Origin of the sequence: Bradyrhizobium sp. 613_E4_N2_2 (assembly GCF_052075995.1) — a bacterium.
GTDB classification, from domain to species: domain Bacteria; phylum Pseudomonadota; class Alphaproteobacteria; order Rhizobiales; family Xanthobacteraceae; genus Bradyrhizobium; species Bradyrhizobium barranii.
Genome location: NZ_CP197234.1, coordinates 4631952 through 4647294 on the forward strand (window position 1 = coordinate 4631952; position 15343 = coordinate 4647294).

At 64.8% G+C, this 15343-nt stretch carries 15 protein-coding genes; 7 read left to right on the top strand and 8 right to left on the bottom strand.

Going from position 1 to position 15343, the window contains the following annotated elements:
• The first annotated feature begins 100 nt into the window (after positions 1-100).
• From AB7290_RS22245 to AB7290_RS22260, 4 genes are all read left to right on the top strand, one after another.
• On the top strand, positions 101-709 hold the full coding sequence (locus tag AB7290_RS22245) for a TRAP transporter small permease (RefSeq protein ID WP_085401270.1): 609 nt from the start codon (positions 101-103) through the stop codon (positions 707-709).
• Positions 709-1974, top strand: coding sequence for a TRAP transporter large permease (locus AB7290_RS22250; protein WP_028161334.1), 1266 nt, complete (start codon positions 709-711; stop codon positions 1972-1974). Before AB7290_RS22245 ends, AB7290_RS22250 begins: the two co-directional genes overlap by 1 nt.
• Before the next feature lie 24 nt (positions 1975-1998).
• Complete coding sequence (locus tag AB7290_RS22255; protein ID WP_038936090.1) at positions 1999-2982, top strand: TRAP transporter substrate-binding protein; 984 nt, start codon at positions 1999-2001, stop codon at positions 2980-2982.
• Positions 2983-3055: 73 nt separating this feature from the next.
• A complete protein-coding gene (locus AB7290_RS22260) occupies positions 3056-3982 on the top strand; it encodes a dihydrodipicolinate synthase family protein (RefSeq protein WP_038936091.1) in 927 nt (308 codons plus the stop codon).
• A gap of 108 nt (positions 3983-4090) precedes the next feature.
• On the opposite strand, the gene AB7290_RS22265 is transcribed toward AB7290_RS22260, so the two are convergent.
• From AB7290_RS22265 to AB7290_RS22280, 4 genes are read right to left on the bottom strand one after another with little or no spacing between them, the layout of a single operon-like run.
• Complete coding sequence (locus tag AB7290_RS22265) at positions 4091-5002, bottom strand: hydroxymethylglutaryl-CoA lyase (RefSeq protein WP_085401253.1); 912 nt, start codon at positions 5000-5002, stop codon at positions 4091-4093.
• A 1-nt stretch (position 5003) separates the two neighbouring features.
• Positions 5004-7007: an acetyl/propionyl/methylcrotonyl-CoA carboxylase subunit alpha gene (locus AB7290_RS22270; protein WP_085401252.1), complete on the bottom strand. Its 2004-nt coding sequence runs from the start codon at positions 7005-7007 to the stop codon at positions 5004-5006.
• 4 nt (positions 7008-7011) lie between these two features.
• The gene (locus AB7290_RS22275) at positions 7012-8616 is read right to left on the bottom strand and encodes a carboxyl transferase domain-containing protein (RefSeq protein ID WP_085401251.1); all 1605 of its coding nucleotides are present in this window, start codon (positions 8614-8616) and stop codon (positions 7012-7014) included.
• Between the two features lie 24 nt (positions 8617-8640).
• The gene (locus AB7290_RS22280; RefSeq protein ID WP_094184069.1) at positions 8641-9768 is read right to left on the bottom strand and encodes an isovaleryl-CoA dehydrogenase; all 1128 of its coding nucleotides are present in this window, start codon (positions 9766-9768) and stop codon (positions 8641-8643) included.
• A gap of 147 nt (positions 9769-9915) precedes the next feature.
• On the opposite strand from AB7290_RS22280, the gene AB7290_RS22285 reads away from it, so the two are divergent.
• Positions 9916-10944: an AraC family transcriptional regulator gene (locus tag AB7290_RS22285; protein ID WP_085401249.1), complete on the top strand. Its 1029-nt coding sequence runs from the start codon at positions 9916-9918 to the stop codon at positions 10942-10944.
• Positions 10945-11035: 91 nt separating this feature from the next.
• Here the strand turns inward: AB7290_RS22285 and AB7290_RS22290 are convergent, their stop codons facing one another.
• From AB7290_RS22290 to AB7290_RS22300, 3 genes are all read right to left on the bottom strand, one after another.
• Positions 11036-11323, bottom strand: a complete 288-nt coding sequence (locus tag AB7290_RS22290; RefSeq protein ID WP_063983447.1) for a DUF3551 domain-containing protein — start codon at positions 11321-11323, stop codon at positions 11036-11038.
• Between the two features lie 240 nt (positions 11324-11563).
• Positions 11564-12055, bottom strand: coding sequence for an Lrp/AsnC family transcriptional regulator (locus AB7290_RS22295; protein ID WP_085401248.1), 492 nt, complete (start codon positions 12053-12055; stop codon positions 11564-11566).
• Positions 12056-12366: 311 nt separating this feature from the next.
• Complete coding sequence (locus AB7290_RS22300; protein ID WP_014495449.1) at positions 12367-12672, bottom strand: ETC complex I subunit; 306 nt, start codon at positions 12670-12672, stop codon at positions 12367-12369.
• A 259-nt stretch (positions 12673-12931) separates the two neighbouring features.
• Between AB7290_RS22300 and AB7290_RS22305 the strand changes: the two genes are divergently transcribed.
• Positions 12932-14113: an OpgC domain-containing protein gene (locus AB7290_RS22305; protein ID WP_085401247.1), complete on the top strand. Its 1182-nt coding sequence runs from the start codon at positions 12932-12934 to the stop codon at positions 14111-14113.
• A 64-nt stretch (positions 14114-14177) separates the two neighbouring features.
• Here the strand turns inward: AB7290_RS22305 and AB7290_RS22310 are convergent, their stop codons facing one another.
• Complete coding sequence (locus tag AB7290_RS22310) at positions 14178-14369, bottom strand: hypothetical protein (RefSeq protein WP_063983450.1); 192 nt, start codon at positions 14367-14369, stop codon at positions 14178-14180.
• Positions 14370-14673: 304 nt separating this feature from the next.
• Between AB7290_RS22310 and AB7290_RS22315 the strand changes: the two genes are divergently transcribed.
• Positions 14674-14841: a hypothetical protein gene (locus tag AB7290_RS22315; RefSeq protein WP_201266177.1), complete on the top strand. Its 168-nt coding sequence runs from the start codon at positions 14674-14676 to the stop codon at positions 14839-14841.
• The last annotated feature ends 502 nt before the right edge of the window (positions 14842-15343 follow it).

Below are 15343 nucleotides of genomic sequence, written 5' to 3' on the forward strand. Positions count from 1 at the left end.
ACCGCAATCTCCGTTTGACACTCAAAATGTATAAATTATACATTTGCCGATAGCACGAGATTTCTCAGGGGTCGGGGCCTCTTTCATGATCGAGCAGACGATGCCGGCCACGCGCGCATTCAGCGTTCGACACACGGTCGTCCGCGCGTCCAGTGGCCTGCTCGCAGTCGAGCGCGTCGCGCTGATGGGCCTGATGTACCTGCTCACCGGCCTGATCCTGGTGAACGTCGTCACCCGCTACGCGCGCTTCCCGATCTACTGGATCGATGAATCCGCGGTCTATTGCGTGGTCTGGCTGACGTTCGTCGGCGCCTCCGCGATGACGCGGCTGCGGCTCGATTTCGCGGTCACCATGCTGACGGACCGTCTTTCGCCGCGGCACCAGAAGATCGCAAAGGTGATCTCGACCGGCATGGTCGTCGTGTTCGGAATCGCGCTGATCGTGACCTGCATGCTCTGGATGGACCCGATTGGCCTTGCGCGCGCCGGCTTCGACGGGCGCAAGCTCGCGGCCGAGACCTTCAACTTCCTCTACACCGAGCACACCCAGACGCTGAACTGGCCGACCTGGGTGCTCTATTTGACGCTGCCGATCTTCGCGGTCTCGATGACCATCCACGGCCTCGCCAACCTGCTGGAGGATCTCGAGCTGGTCCCGCGCACGCCGCCGAAGGGCTTTGCGCTCTCCGAACTCGACGGGGTCAACTGATGATCACGTCAGCCGCCTTCGTCGCGATCATGCTGGTCGGCGTGCCGATCGGCCTCTGCCTGTGCCTCGCCGGCCTCGTCTACATCGCAGCATCCGGCAATCCGGTGCTGTTCCAGTCCTATCCGCTCCAGCTGTTCGGCGGCGTCGACAGCTACGGCCTGATCGCCATTCCGCTCTTCATCCTGATCGGCGAGATCATGAACGGCGGCGGCATCACGCGGCGCATCGTCGACATGGCGATGGCCTTCGTCGGCTCGCTGAAGGGCGGGCTCGCCTACGTCAACATCCTCGCCAACATGTTCATCTCCTCGATCCTGGGATCGGCGACCGCGCAGGTCGCGATCATGGCGCAGATCATGGTCCCGGAGATGGAGAAGAAGGGCTACGACAAGACCTTCGCGGCGGGATTGACCGCCTATGGCGGCATGCTCGGCCCGATCATTCCGCCGTCGGTGATGTTCGTGGTCTACAGCGTGCTCGCGCAGGTCTCGGTCAGCGACATGCTGATCGCCGGCATCGTGCCGGGCGTCATCCTCACGGTGATGTTCTGCCTCGTCATCGCGCTGATGGGATATGTCTACAACTATCCCCGTGCCGATTATCAGACGCCGCGCCAGCGCGTCATGACGATCCTGCGGACGTCACCCACCCTGCTGATTCCGATCGTCATCGTCGGCACCATCCTCAGCGGCCTCGCCAATGCGACGGAATCCGCGGCCGTCGGCGCGGTCGCCGCCGCCCTTGTCGGGAAATACTGGACCAAGGAATTCGAGTTCTCGCAGCTGCCGCAGATGATGCTGCGCAGCGCCATCTATTCGGCGATCGTGCTGTTCCTGGTGGCGGCCGCGGCGGTGTTCTCCTGGGTCCTGATCTTCGGCAAGGTGCCGCAGGAAACCGCCGGCTGGATCCAGTCCGCCGCCAAGGACCCGGTCAGCTTCATGCTGATCTGCAACGTCATCCTGCTGATCATCGGCACGGTGATCGATGGCATTCCCGGCCTGATCATGACGGTGCCGATCCTGCTGCCGGTTGCAACCGACGTCTACCACATCGATCCCAGGCATTTCGGCGTCGTGGTGGTGATCAACCTCGTGCTCGGCCTGTTGTCGCCGCCGGTCGGGCTCTGCTTCTTCGTCGCGGCCGCCGTCACCGGCGCCAAGCCCGGCAAGATGTTCATGGTGACGCTGCCCTTCTTCGTCATCTCCTGCGTCCTGCTGGTGCTGCTCTCGCTCTACCCCTCGCTCTCGCTGATCCTCATCAAATAGGCCCGTTCAAAAGGAAGCCCGACCATGCCGCTTTCACGCCGCCGCTTTCTCGCCGCCAGCGCCGCCGCCTCGGTGTTCGCGCCCTCGCTGGCGCTTGCCCAGGCCAAGGAATTCCGCCTCGGCCTGATCACGCCCAATGGCCATTCCTGGAACAAGGCGGCGCTGAAATTCGGCGACGATCTCAAGGCCGCGACCAACGGCCGGCTCACCCTGACCGTGTTCCATTCCGGCCAGCTCGGCAACGAGCCCGCGATGATGCAGCAATTGCAGTCCGGCGCGCTCGACATGGGCTTCATCCAGGCCGCCGAGCTCGGCTCGCGCGTGCCACACATCGCCGCGATCAATGCGCCCTACATCGTCCGCTCGACGCCTGCGGTCGCGAAATTCGTGCGGCATCCGGCGGCGGTGAAGCTGTTCGATGTGCTGCCGCAGGAGACCGGTACCATCGGCCTCGGCTGGGGCATCACCGGCATGCGCGCGGTGTTCTCCTCGAAGGACCTGAACTCGCTCGCCGACATCAAGGGCATGAAGCTGCGCATCAACCCGACGCCGGTCTATCGCGATTTCTATTCGTCGCTCGGTGCCGCGCCGACGCCGATCCCGACGCCGCAGGTGTTCGACGCGATGGCCAACGGCCAGGTCGATGGCCTCGAGGCCGATCTCGAATTCTCCTGGAACCAGCGCTTCGACAAGGTCTCCAAGGTGATCCTGCAGATGAACGCCGTCTTCATGCCGATGGCGGCGGTGGTCTCGGGCCGGGTCTGGCAGACGCTCCCCGCAGCCGACCGCGAGCTGATCGCCAAGACGGTGAAGTCGACGCTGGACGCGCAGATCGACGAGTTGGCCTCCAACGAGCCCGCGCTGATCGAGAATTTCAAGAACGCGCCGATCCCGATCCGCCAGGTCCCGCCCGGCGACACCGAGGCTGTCATCGCCGAGTTCGACAAGATCTGGCTGCCCAAGGCACCTGTTCTCGCCGAGCTGCGCAAGGTCGGCGCGACGCTCTGATCCCATTCGCCATCCTCTTCACCACAGCCGGTGGATCCAGCCCCCCGCCGGCAAACTCACTTGGAGTCAATTCATGAGCCGCCGCGTTTCCTGGGAAGGCGTCTTCCCGGCCGTCACCACGCAATTCCACGACGATCTCTCGCTCGACATCGACGCGACCGCCAAGGTCATGGACGGGTTGATCCGCGACGGCGTCTCCGGCCTTATCGTCTGCGGCTCGGTCGGCGAGAACACCTCGCTAGAGCGCAAGGAGAAGGTCGCGATCATGGAGACGGCGAAATCCGTCGCGAAAGGCCGCGTGCCGGTACTGTGCGGCATCGCCGAATTCACCACCGCCTTTGCGGTCGAGACCGCCAAGGAAGCCGCGCGCGTCGGCATCGACGGCGTGATGGTGATGCCGGCGCTGGTCTATTCGTCGAAGCCGCACGAGACCGCCGCGCATTTCCGCGCGGTTGCCAGCGCGACCGACCTGCCGGTGATGCTCTACAACAATCCGCCGATCTACAAGAACGACGTCACCCCCGACATCCTGGCCTCGCTCGCCGACGTCGAGACCGTCGTCTGCTTCAAGGATTCCTCGGGCGACACGCGGCGCTTCATCGACACCAGGAACATGGTCGGCGACCGCTTCGTGCTGTTCGCAGGGCTCGACGACGTCATCGTCGAGAGCATCGCCATGGGCGCTGTGGGCTGGGTCTCCGGCATGTCCAACGCCTTCCCGCGCGAGGGCGAGACGCTGTTTCGTCTTGCCAAGGCCGGCCGCTTTGCGGAAGCCATGCCGATCTACGAATGGTTCATGCCGCTGCTGCACCTCGACGCACGCCCCGACCTCGTCCAGTGCATCAAGCTGTGCGAGCACATCATGGGCCGCGGCACCGCGCTGACCCGCCCGCCCCGCCTCGCGCTGCTGCCGCAGGAGAAGGCCGAGGTCGAGGCCATGATGGCGAAGGCGCTCAAGAACCGGCCGCGCCTGCCGGATGTCGGGCTGAAGGCGGCCTAGGCGAAGGTCTCGTAGGGTGGGCAAAGCGAAAGCGTGCCCACCATTTGAGATCAAAATCGCGGAGAGATGGTGGGCACGGCGCTACGCGCCTTTGCCCACCCTACAAAGCTACGTAGCAGCCCGCTTCTTCTTCGCGTTCAGCGCGGAGGCTACGCGGCTCACGGGCGGCTTGCCCAGCACGCCGCTCATCTCGTTCGTGGCCGCCAGCAGCTTGTCCATGTCGACACCGGTTCTGACGCCCATGCCTTCGAGCATGTAGACCACGTCCTCGGTCGCGACATTGCCCGTCGCGCCCGGCGCGTAGGGGCAGCCGCCGAGGCCGCCGGCGGCGGAATCGATGACGCGGACGCCCTCCTCCAGGCCGGCATAGAGATTGGCGAGTGCCTGGCCGTAGGTGTCGTGGAAATGCATCGCGAGTTTTGCCGGCGGGATATTGGCGCTAACCGCGCGCAGCATCTCCTTGGCCTTATCAGGCGTGCCGACACCGATGGTGTCGCCGAGCGAGATCTCGTAGCAGCCGAGCTCCCACAGCGTGTTGGCGAGATCGGCGACCGCCTTCGGCTTGATCTCGCCGTCGAACGGGCAGCCCAGCACGCAGGAGATATAGCCGCGGACCCTGACGCCATCCGCCTGAGCGCGCGCCAGCACCGGCTTGAACCGTTCGATGGACTCCGCGACCGTGCAGTTGATATTGGCGCGCGAAAACCCTTCCGAGGCCGCCGCGAACACGGAGACGACTTGCGCGCCGGCAGCGCGCGCGGCGTCATAGCCCTTCTCGTTCGGCACCAGCACGTGGAATTCGGCGCCCTTGACGCGGCTGACGCCGCACAGCACGGCGTCCGAGCTCGCCATTTGCGGGATCGCCTTGGGCGAGACGAAGGCGCCGACCTCGACCGTGGTGAGGCCAGCGGCTACGAGCGCCTCGACGAAGGCGATGCGGGCCTCGACGCTGACGGGCGTCTTCTCGTTCTGGAGGCCGTCGCGCGGCCCCATTTCGATGATGCGGACGGGATCGCTCATCTCACTCTCCCGATGGCTCGACCACGGCGAGCTCGACGCCCTCCTGGACGATGTCTCCGACCTTGCATTTGATCGATTTCAGCACGCCGGCGTAGGGAGCGCGCAGCGTCTGCTCCATCTTCATCACTTCCAGGGTGAGGATCGGCGCGCCCTTGTCGAGCTTGGCGCCCTCCTCGGCCAGCACGGCGACGACCGTGCCCGGCAGGGGCGCCGCGATCTTGTCCTCGCCGACATGCTCTTCGCTCTCGCCGCCGAACGGATCGACCCAATGCAGGTCGAAGCGGCCGTTGCGTGTGCGCAAATACAGCTCGTGACCGTCGATCACGGCTGCGACCTGCGATTTGACGCCATCGAGCGTCAGATCGAAGCAGCCGTCACGCGGCGCGATCGTGAACGCCAATTCGCGCTCGCCGGTCACCAGCGTCGACGGCCCGCTGCCATAGTTCAGCGTGATCTTCTGTTCAGGTCCATGGCCGACTCGGAAGGCAAAGCTGCGCTGGCGGCGACCGACCGGCATCCAGCCGAAGGTCTGCCAGGGCGAACTCGCCTCGTCTTGCGCGGCCTGCCGCTCGTCGTTGATAACAGCGGCGACTGCCGCGCACAGCTCGAGCTCGCCGGGCGCCGGCGGGGCCTGCGTCAGCACCGCCAGCTCGCGCTCGATGAAGCCGGTGTCGATCGCATTGGACCGCACCTTCGGATGCGTCATCAGCGCCGACAGGAACGGGATGTTGGTGACGATGCCGCGGACGTCGGATTCTTGCAGCCCGCGGTTCAGCCGTTCGATCGCGACGTCCCGCGTCGGCGCCCACGCGATCATTTTTGCGAGCATCGCATCGTAATAGGGCGAGACCGTATCGCCTTCGCGATAGCCGGCGTCGATGCGCAGGCCGCCGGTTTCCGCCGGCAAGCGCCAGGTCGAGATCCTCCCGACCGACGGCATGAAGTTCTTGGTCGGATTTTCCGCGTAAACGCGCGCCTCGACCGCGTGGCCATTGAGCCGGAGCTCGTCCTGTTTCAGCGGCAGCGCCTCGCCGAATGCGACGCGCAGCTGCCATTCGACCAGATCGATGCCGGTGATCAACTCGGTCACGGGATGCTCGACCTGGAGACGCGTGTTCATCTCGATGAAGAACACGTCCTTGCCGTCGGAGACGAACTCGATCGTGCCGGCACCGACATAGTTGACCGCGCCGGCCGCCTTTCGCGCGGCGGCGCAGACGGTCTCGCGCTGGGCTGGATTGAGCGTCGGCGACGGTGCCTCCTCGATCACCTTCTGGTGCCGGCGCTGCAGCGTGCATTCGCGCTCGAACAGCGACAGCAGATTGCCGTGGCTGTCGCCGATGATCTGCACCTCGATGTGGCGGGGATTGTCGACATATTTTTCGATCAGCATGCGGTCGTCGCCGAACGCGGCCTTGGCCTCGCGCTTGGCGCTGACGATCGCCGGTCCAAGCTCGTCCGCCGAGCGCACGATACGCATGCCGCGGCCGCCGCCGCCGGCGGACGCCTTCACCAGGATGGGAAAGCCGATCTTGTCCGCGGCCTTCGAAAGCGTCGCATCGTCCTGGGCCTCGCCGTGATAGCCAGGCACCAGAGGCACGCCGGCCTTCTCCATCAGCGCCTTGGAGCCGGACTTCGAGCCCATCGCCGTCATCATCGCGGCGGTCGGGCCGACGAACACCAGGCCCGCCTCCAGGCAGGCCCGCGCGAACTCGGCATTTTCGGACAGGAAGCCGTAGCCGGGATGCACGGCTTCCGCGCCGGTCTTTCGCGCGGCCTCGATCAGCCGCTCGACACTGAGGTAGCTGTCGCGCGCCCGCGCCGGACCGAGCAGCACGGCTTCGTCCGCGAGCGCGACATGCATCGCGTCGCGGTCGGCCTCGGAATAGACCGCGACCGTGCGCAGGCCCATGGCTCGCGCGGTGCGGATGACGCGGCAGGCGATCTCGCCGCGGTTGGCGATCAGGAGCGTGCGAAAACGCCGGTAGAGCATTGAACGGTCCATCGCATCACATCCTGAACAGGCCGAATTTCGTAGGCTCGATCGGCGCATTCGACGCCGCCGAGAGGCCGAGGCCGAGCACGAGGCGGGTGTCGGCCGGGTCGATCACGCCGTCGTCCCACAGGCGCGCGGTCGCGTAATACGGATGCCCCTGGCTCTCATATTGCGCGCGGATAGGCTCGCGGAACTTATCTTCCTCTTCCTTCGACCAGCTATCGCCCTTGGCCTCGATGTTGTCGCGCCGAACCTGGCTCAGCACCATCGAGGCCTGCTCGCCGCCCATCACCGAGATGCGCGCGTTCGGCCACATCCACAGGAAGCGCGGCGAATAGGCGCGGCCGCACATGCCGTAATTGCCGGCGCCGTAGGAGCCGCCGATCACGACGGTAAATTTCGGCACCGAGGCGGTCGCTACCGCCGTGACGAGCTTGGCGCCGTCGCGCGCGATGCCGCCGGCCTCGTACTTCTTGCCGACCATGAAGCCCGTGATGTTCTGCAGGAACACCAAGGGAATGCCGCGCTGGCAGCACAGCTCGATGAAATGCGCGCCCTTCAGCGAGCTCTCGCTGAACAGGATGCCGTTGTTGGCGATGATGCCGACCGGATAGCCCCAGACATGGGCGAAGCCGCAGACCAGCGTCGTGCCGTAGAGCTTCTTGAATTCGTCGAACTCCGAGCCGTCGACGATGCGGGCGATGATGTCGCGGACGTCGAACGGTTTTCGGCCGTCGACCGGCACCACGCCGTAGATCTCTTCGGCCGCAAACAGCGGATCGCGCGGCTTGTGCATGTTGAGGTTCGGCCGCACCGACGGCTTCAGCGTGCCGACGATGCGCCGGGCGATGCCGATCGCATGGGCGTCGTTCTGGGCGTAGTGGTCGGTCACGCCCGATTGCCGCGAATGCACGTCGGCGCCGCCGAGCTCCTCGGCACTCACCACCTCGCCGGTCGCGGCCTTCACCAGCGGCGGGCCGCCGAGGAAGATGGTGCCCTGGTTGCGCACGATGATGCTCTCGTCCGACATCGCGGGGACATAGGCGCCGCCGGCGGTGCAGGAGCCCATCACGATCGCGATCTGCGGGATGCCCTGCGACGACATCTGGGCCTGGTTGTAGAAGATCCGGCCGAAATGGCGCTCGTCCGGAAAGATCTCGTCCTGGAGCGGCAGGAAGGCGCCGCCGGAATCGACCATGTAGACGCAGGGAAGATTGTTCTGCCGCGCCACGTCCTGCGCGCGCAGATGCTTCTTCACCGTCATCGGATAGTAAGTGCCGCCCTTGATGGTGGCGTCGTTGGCGACGATCACGCATTCGCGGCCCGCGATGCGCCCGACGCCGGTGATGACGCTCGCCGAATGCACGTCACCACCATAGAGGCCGTACGCCGCCAGCGGCGACAGCTCCATGAACGAGGTGCCGGGATCGATCAGCAGGTCGACGCGCTCGCGCGCCAGCATCTTGCCGCGCGAGGTATGGCGGTTGCGCGAGACCTCGCCGCCGCCGCCGGCGACCTGGCTCAGTTTTTCTCGCAAGTCCGCGACAAGCCCGCGCATGGCCTCGGAATTGCGCGCAAAGTCCGATGAAGACGTATCGATGCTGGAATGGAGCGGCATGTTGATTCCAATGAGGTGAAGGTTTCAGGCCGTCTCGGACATCAGCTCGCGGCCGATCAGCATGCGACGCACTTCCGAGGTGCCGGCGCCGATCTCGTAGAGTTTTGCGTCGCGCCAGAGACGTCCGACTGGAAACTCGGAGGTATAGCCGACGCCGCCCAGCGCCTGGATCGCCTCGCCGGCCATCCACGTCGCCTTCTCCGCGGAATAGAGGATCGCGGCCGCCGCATCCTTGCGCAGCGTGCGGGCGTGGTCGGCCCGGTCGCAGGCGCGCCCGACCGCATAGACGTAGGCGCGCGCCGACTGCCAGGTCGCATACATGTCGGCGAGCTTGCCCTGCATCAGCTGGAAGTCGCCGATCGGCTGGCCGAACTGTTTTCGTTCATGCATGTAGGGCACCACGGCGTCCATGCAGGCCGCCATGATGCCGAGCGGGCCGCCCGACAGCACCGTGCGCTCGTAATCGAGGCCGGACATCAGCACCTTGACGCCCTCGCCGACCTTGCCGAGCACGTTCTCCTCGGGCACCTCGCACTCGTCGAAGAACAGCGGATAGGTGTTGGAGCCGCGCATGCCGAGCTTGTCGAGATGCTGGCCGTGGGTGAAACCCTTGAAGTCCTTTTCGATCAGGAAGGCGGTCATGCCGCGCGGGCCCGCCTCCGGATCGGTCTTGGCGTAGACGACCAGCACGTCGGCGTCGCCGCCATTGGTGATCCACATCTTCGAGCCGTTGAGGACATAGCGGTCGCCGCGCCTGTCTGCGCGCAGCTTCATCGAGACGACGTCGGAGCCCGCGCCGGGCTCGGACATCGCGAGCGCGCCGACATATTCGCCGGAGATCAGTTTCGGCAGATAGCGCGCGCGCTGCGCGTCGTTGCCGTTGCGGCGGATCTGGTTGAGGCAGAGGTTGGAATGGGCGCCGTAGGACAGCCCCACGGCGGCCGAGCCCCGCGAAATCTCCTCCATGGCGACGATATGGGCGAGATAGCCCATGCTGGAGCCGCCATATTGCTCCGGCGCGGTCATGCCGAGCAGGCCGAGGTCGCCAAAGCGCTTCCAGAGGTCGGCCGGGAACAGATTGGCCTTCTCGATCTCGGCGGCGCGCGGGGCGATCTCCGCCTCCACGAAGGCGCGCAGCGTGTCGCGCAGCATGCTGATGTCTTCGCCCAGATCGAAATCGATGCTCGGGATGTTCAAGGCGATTCCTCCGTATTCTTGTCGGGTCCGAACCTACCCCCGCCCGGGCGTCCCAGCGGTCGAAAAGGTTGCATTTTCCGCCAAGTTTGGCGAGGATTTTTCATGCCCTTTCAAGCCGCGACCGCGACGCCCCGCCGCGCCATGACCCCAGCCGCCTTCGTCCGCGGCGTGGTTGCCGCTTATGCCCTTTACGGACGGGATCCGGTCGAGGCCTTGGGCAAGGGGCAGGTCACCGAGGACCTTGTTCGATCCCGGGACGGACGGGTGACGGCGGCCCAGTTCGAGGCGCTGGCCGGCCATGCCATGCGCGAGCTCGACGACGAGGCGCTCGGCTGGTTCTCGCGCCGGCTGCCTTGGGGAACCTATGGCATGCTGTGCCGCGCCTCGATCACCGCCCCCAATCTCGAAGTCGCGCTAAAACGCTGGTGCCGGCATCATCGCCTGCTGACCGAGGACGTGCTGTTCAAGCTCTCGCTTGGTGATGAGACCGCGACCATCTCCATTCGCGAGCAGCGCGACCTTGGCCCGTTGCGTGAATTCTGCCTGGTCACCCTGCTCCGCTATGTCCTCGGCTTTTCCTGCTGGGCCGTCGATTCCGCGATCGCGCTGCGTGCGGCCGAGTTTCCCTATTCCGAGCCGGGCCACGTCTCGGTCTATCCGACGATCTTCTGCAGGCATTTGAGCTTTGATGCGGACGGCGCCCGTATCGTGTTCGACAAACATTATCTCTCTCTGCCGCTGACCCGCAGCCCCGCCGATCTCGACAGCATGCTCAAGGGCGCGCTGCGGCTCACCGTGCTGCCCTACCGGCGCGACCGGCTGCTGGTCGAGCGCGTCCGCCGCGTGCTGCGCAATGCACGCGGACGCATTCTCGGCGCCGAGGATGTCGCAAGCGAGTTGGCGCTCTCGACCCGCACCATGCACCGGCGCCTGCGCGAGGAAGCGACCTCGCTGCGCGACCTCAAGGAAGAGGCAAAGTTCGAGCTCGCCAAGCAGGAGCTGATGCGCGGCCGCGCCCCCATCAAGCGGATCGCGGAGATCGCCGGCTTCCGCAACGAGAAGAGCTTTTCGCGCGCCTTCCGCACCTGGACCGGCGCTAGCCCGCGCGAATTTCGCGAGCGCTATCGCTGAGGCGCGGCGTCACCTGCTTGTCATAAATTGACGTCCTCCGAGATCACTCTCGGAGGACGCAATCTCTCGGATCAGGTCGCGATCTCAGGCGTTAGTTCTGCGCGCCCTGGCGAGCCTTGGGCTGCTTCGTCTGCTTCGGCTGGAAGGCGAGCGCATCGTTGCTAGTCTTGGCGCCGCCGGCCTGCGAGCACGTGCCGCCGATGCCACCGGCCGCCTGACGGCAGGCTTCCATCGTCGGATAGCCGCAGCCGTGAGCGGCCTGGGCGCCGTTGGTGATGCAATAATCGTCGGCCTTCGCAGCCGGCGCCGACAGAACAAAAAACGCAGACGCAAACAGCGTCGCAGCAGAGGCTGCGATCGTCTTCGAAGTCGATGTCATGATGTCTTTTCCTGCTTAGGGTCCCACAAAAGCATCCCCGGCGTGCGACGCAGACCGAGGTTCACACCCTGCATCTAGGCAGCGCAAAGATGCCGACAATCACGGTTGCGCGCATTGCAGTCCTGCCAAAATCACATGTCACAGTTAGGTGAGTTACTAAGCTATTGTAATTATCCGAATCGACCGCACCGCGCGCAAGCGCCCCCGACTTCGGAACTTCAGTAGCGAGACTTGAACGCCCTATCCGACGGGTGCCGCCAATACATCCTGTAACGGCAGCGGCACATCCTTCGCGACGCCCAGCACCGGAAAGCTGCGGACGTTCTTCACGTCAGGCATCGCGGCGAAATGCAGCAGCTGCTGGCGCATGCTTTCGACGTTCGGCGCGACGCATTTCAGCAGGTAGTCGGTGTCGCCTGAAATCCGCCAGCACTGCTGGATGCGCGGGATCGCGGCAATCGAGCTCTCGAACGCCTCCAGCACCGGCTGGGCCTGGCTCACGAGCTGGATCGAGACGAACGAAACCACCTCATAGCCGAGCAGCCGCTCGTCGATGACGGCGCGGACCGCCCGGATCACGCCGCGGCTGAACAGCAATTTCAACCGCCGCAGGCAATTGGGCGCGGACACGCCGACCCGCAGCGCCAGCTCGTTGTTGCGCACCCGCCCGTCCTGCTGCAGCTCGGAGAGTATCTTCAGATCGATGCCGTCGAGCTGGTCACGCCCGGCCATCCCCCACCTCGCCATGATCCCGTCATGACGTCAGCGAAGCACGCGGCGGAATCGCTGCCAAGGGGCCGGAGCCCGGCGCAACAGCTGGTCCGTGGATCGGGATCATCGGACGCGACGTCATGTCTGCGGGCGGGGTACCCCCGCCGTCATGCCAGGGCTTGTCGCGGCCATCCGCGCTCTTTCACTCGACCCCAAAGACGTCGATGCCCGGGCCTTCGCCTCGCCGAAGCGGCTTCGGCCGCGCAGGCGGGACAAGGCCCAAGCATGACGAGTAAATCACGTCGTATGAAGTCGGAGCAGCCAGCCGCCCCTCAATGCGTCCAGGGCTCGCCGCGCCGGAACGAGAAATTGTCGGCATAGGCGACCGGGCGGCGGATCGAATCCTGCGGCTCGATCACCTGGTAGGCGATGCCCTTGCGCTCGCAATAAGCGACCGCCTCTTCCTTGCTGTGGAAGCGCAGCGTGATCTGCTGCTTCATGTCGCCGGACGAGGTCCATCCCATCAGCGGCTCGACCGAACGCGGCTGCTCCGGCTCGTAATCCAGCTGCCATTCCTTGGTCTTGGACCGGCCGGATTGCATCGCGTTCTTGGCGGGCTTGAAAATGCGTGCGGTCATGGGTGGTCCGGGCCTCTTGGTCTTTTCGTTCGATTTCGATGCGTCACGGTAGCAGTTGGTGGAAACCGCGGGCATAGTATAGAGACACCTTTTGGGAACTGATCGGTGATTCCGGTCCCCCCGGGGGTGCGTTGCCGACGGGTATAGTCATTATGCTGCACCGTGACAATTGCGTACCCGCCTTCCGCGCCGGGATCCCGCCCGGCGGCCCTGTCTCGCCGACACCAGCGTATCCGCCCCCTCCGAAAGCTTCCGTCGCATGGCCTTCCTGAACATCAACGCCACGCTTCCCGAAAAGGGCCGTGACCTCAGGCTCGACCTGTTTCGCGGCATCGCGAACTGGGCGATCTTCCTCGACCATATCCCCGACAACGTGGTGAACTGGATCACCACCCGCAACTACGGCTTTTCCGACGCCGCCGACCTGTTCGTCTTCATCTCGGGCTACACCGCTTCCTTCGTCTATGCGCGCATGATGCTCGAGCGCGGCTTCATCGTCGGCGCCACGAGGCTGACCAAGCGGGTCTGGCAGCTCTACGTCGCCCACATCATCCTGTTCGTGATCTACATCGCCTCGATCAGCTATCTGGCGCTGCGGTTCGGCGATTCCGACATGATCAACGAGTTCAACGTCGCCGGCCTCGTCGACAACGCCACCGAGACGCTGCGCCAGGGCCTGTTCCTGCGCTTCAAGCCGCTCAATCTCGACGTGCTGCCGCTCTACATCGTGCTGATGGGGCTGTTTCCGCCGGTGCTGTGGTTCATGTTGCGCAAGCCCGACCTGACGATGGCGCTGTCCATCGTGCTGTGGCTCGCCGCCCGCCATTACGGCCTGAACCTGACCGCCTATCCGGCCGGCCAGTGGTACTTCAACCCGTATGCCTGGCAGGTGCTGTTCGTGTTCGGCGCCTGGTGCGCGATGGGCGGCGCCCGGCGTTCGGGAGCCGTGATCAATTCGCCGATCACGCTGTGGCTTTGCCTCGGCTATCTCGCCTTCGCGCTGGTCATGACCATGGCCGGCCGCTTCCCCACCCTCGGCGGCATGCTCCCGGGATGGCTGTTCTCGGCCTTCAACCCCAACGACAAGACCAACCTTGCGCCCTACCGCTTCCTCCATTTCGTCGTGATCGTGATCCTGGTGATCCGCTTCGTGCCGAAGGACTGGCCTGGTCTGGAGTGGAAGGTGTTCGATCCCTTGATCGTCTGCGGCCAGCAGTCGCTCGCCGTATTCTGCGTCGGCGTGTTCCTGTCCTTCGTCGGCCATTTCGAGCTGTCGATGAGCTCGGGCTCGCTGTTCGCGCAGATCTTCGTCAGCATCGCCGGCATCGCGATCATGACGACGGTGGCCTATTACATTTCCTGGTCGAAAAAGCAGGACAAGCCGTTGAAGCCGCCGCCGCCCAAGCCTGCGGCGGCCGCCTCGCCCGCAAAGGCCGCCTAGAGCCGTTTCCGTTCCGATGAAATCGGAACGGGGCGCTAGATTCAGTTGCGGCAGCGGAGCCGGCTCAGGCCGCCTCGGTGTCGTACTCGGTGAACTTCTTGTAGATCCAGTCGCGGCCGTCGTGGCGGCGCCAGACCTTTCCATAGACGAGCTGCCCGTTGATCGAGCGGCGAGGCACGATCACGGTCCAGAGGTGCCAGATCTCGGTCCAGCTCGACTGCGGATGGACGGTTCGGACGTTGCGATCGAAAGACATGACGCAAAACTCACAAGATATGAGCGCCGCGACGAACTGTGACCTGTGTGACCACCGATTGCAGGCACCCCATCGCGAGCCTTGCCGACCTGATATCAGCCAGGAATGTGGCTGCAACAACCACTCGGCCTTAACCTAACTGGTCAACCTTACCCCTCGTGGGTACCCGCCAAGACCCGTTGAAAGCCGGCGCCGATCTTTCTATGATGCGTGCACAATTTGAGAATGAGCGCGCCGTTTTGGACGCGTGGCAATTGCGAACTGATTTTCATTTTTCAAATGACTTGCTGACTGGGGCACCACAATGAATATGCAATGTGGACGTTTGCGCCTGGCGGTGTGCACGGTGCCGCCTGCGCCGCGCATCAAGACAGTCAAGACATCCGTCTCTGAACCGCCGAAGGCGGCCAACGACAATCATCTGGCGTGGCCGTTCCTGCCGTTTCCGCTCGGCTGGTACGCGACGAACTGATCCCCGGAATAGCGCGACGCCGCTCAAGCGGAATATCATCGCTTGGCGGCGTCCGTTTAGGCATTGGGCGCTGAAATCCCCAATGCCTATATGTCTATGGCGACAGCCAAAGGTTCGAAGCAATTTGCGAATTCTGCGGCGGGCCGGCCGGCGCAATGCCTTGAAAAATCGCGCAGAAGTGGCGTTTGGCGAAGAACAAGCGCCAGGGCTTCAGGCAAGGCTTCAAGCAAGGTTCGCGCGCGCTTCAGGTCGCCATAGGCCCGCCTGCCCATCCCCCGCAATCGCGCTCGCTCAGATGCGCGACGGGCTCTGCGCACCGGCGCTGAGCGTGCCCTGCGCGTTGTAGGTCTGTCGCTGCGGCGTGCAGTTCCCGCCTCTGCGGTCGCAACCAATCACCGCGCCATGAGTTGCAGGTCCTTCCCGTCCGTCCGGGGAAGCCGCGTGGCTGCGATCCATGCCCGCGCGATGTACGGACGGTCATCTCGTCTCACGACCGTGTGAG

What these genes read in the sequence shown, in the direction of transcription:
- AB7290_RS22300 (WP_014495449.1), bottom strand. Translation starts at nt 12,672, where the DNA reads ATGACCGCACGCATTTTCAAGCCCGCCAAGAACGCGATGCAATCCGGC.
- AB7290_RS22275 (WP_085401251.1), bottom strand. Translation starts at nt 8,616, where the DNA reads ATGCCGCTCCATTCCAGCATCGATACGTCTTCATCGGACTTTGCGCGC.
- AB7290_RS22285 (WP_085401249.1), top strand. Translation starts at nt 9,916, where the DNA reads ATGCCCTTTCAAGCCGCGACCGCGACGCCCCGCCGCGCCATGACCCCA.
- AB7290_RS22265 (WP_085401253.1), bottom strand. Translation starts at nt 5,002, where the DNA reads ATGAGCGATCCCGTCCGCATCATCGAAATGGGGCCGCGCGACGGCCTC.
- AB7290_RS22295 (WP_085401248.1), bottom strand. Translation starts at nt 12,055, where the DNA reads ATGGCCGGGCGTGACCAGCTCGACGGCATCGATCTGAAGATACTCTCC.
- AB7290_RS22255 (WP_038936090.1), top strand. Translation starts at nt 1,999, where the DNA reads ATGCCGCTTTCACGCCGCCGCTTTCTCGCCGCCAGCGCCGCCGCCTCG.
- AB7290_RS22260 (WP_038936091.1), top strand. Translation starts at nt 3,056, where the DNA reads ATGAGCCGCCGCGTTTCCTGGGAAGGCGTCTTCCCGGCCGTCACCACG.
- AB7290_RS22290 (WP_063983447.1), bottom strand. Translation starts at nt 11,323, where the DNA reads ATGACATCGACTTCGAAGACGATCGCAGCCTCTGCTGCGACGCTGTTT.
- AB7290_RS22245 (WP_085401270.1), top strand. Translation starts at nt 101, where the DNA reads ATGCCGGCCACGCGCGCATTCAGCGTTCGACACACGGTCGTCCGCGCG.
- AB7290_RS22315 (WP_201266177.1), top strand. Translation starts at nt 14,674, where the DNA reads ATGAATATGCAATGTGGACGTTTGCGCCTGGCGGTGTGCACGGTGCCG.
- AB7290_RS22280 (WP_094184069.1), bottom strand. Translation starts at nt 9,768, where the DNA reads ATGCTGCGCGACACGCTGCGCGCCTTCGTGGAGGCGGAGATCGCCCCG.
- AB7290_RS22310 (WP_063983450.1), bottom strand. Translation starts at nt 14,369, where the DNA reads ATGTCTTTCGATCGCAACGTCCGAACCGTCCATCCGCAGTCGAGCTGG.
- AB7290_RS22250 (WP_028161334.1), top strand. Translation starts at nt 709, where the DNA reads ATGATCACGTCAGCCGCCTTCGTCGCGATCATGCTGGTCGGCGTGCCG.
- AB7290_RS22305 (WP_085401247.1), top strand. Translation starts at nt 12,932, where the DNA reads ATGGCCTTCCTGAACATCAACGCCACGCTTCCCGAAAAGGGCCGTGAC.
- AB7290_RS22270 (WP_085401252.1), bottom strand. Translation starts at nt 7,007, where the DNA reads ATGGACCGTTCAATGCTCTACCGGCGTTTTCGCACGCTCCTGATCGCC.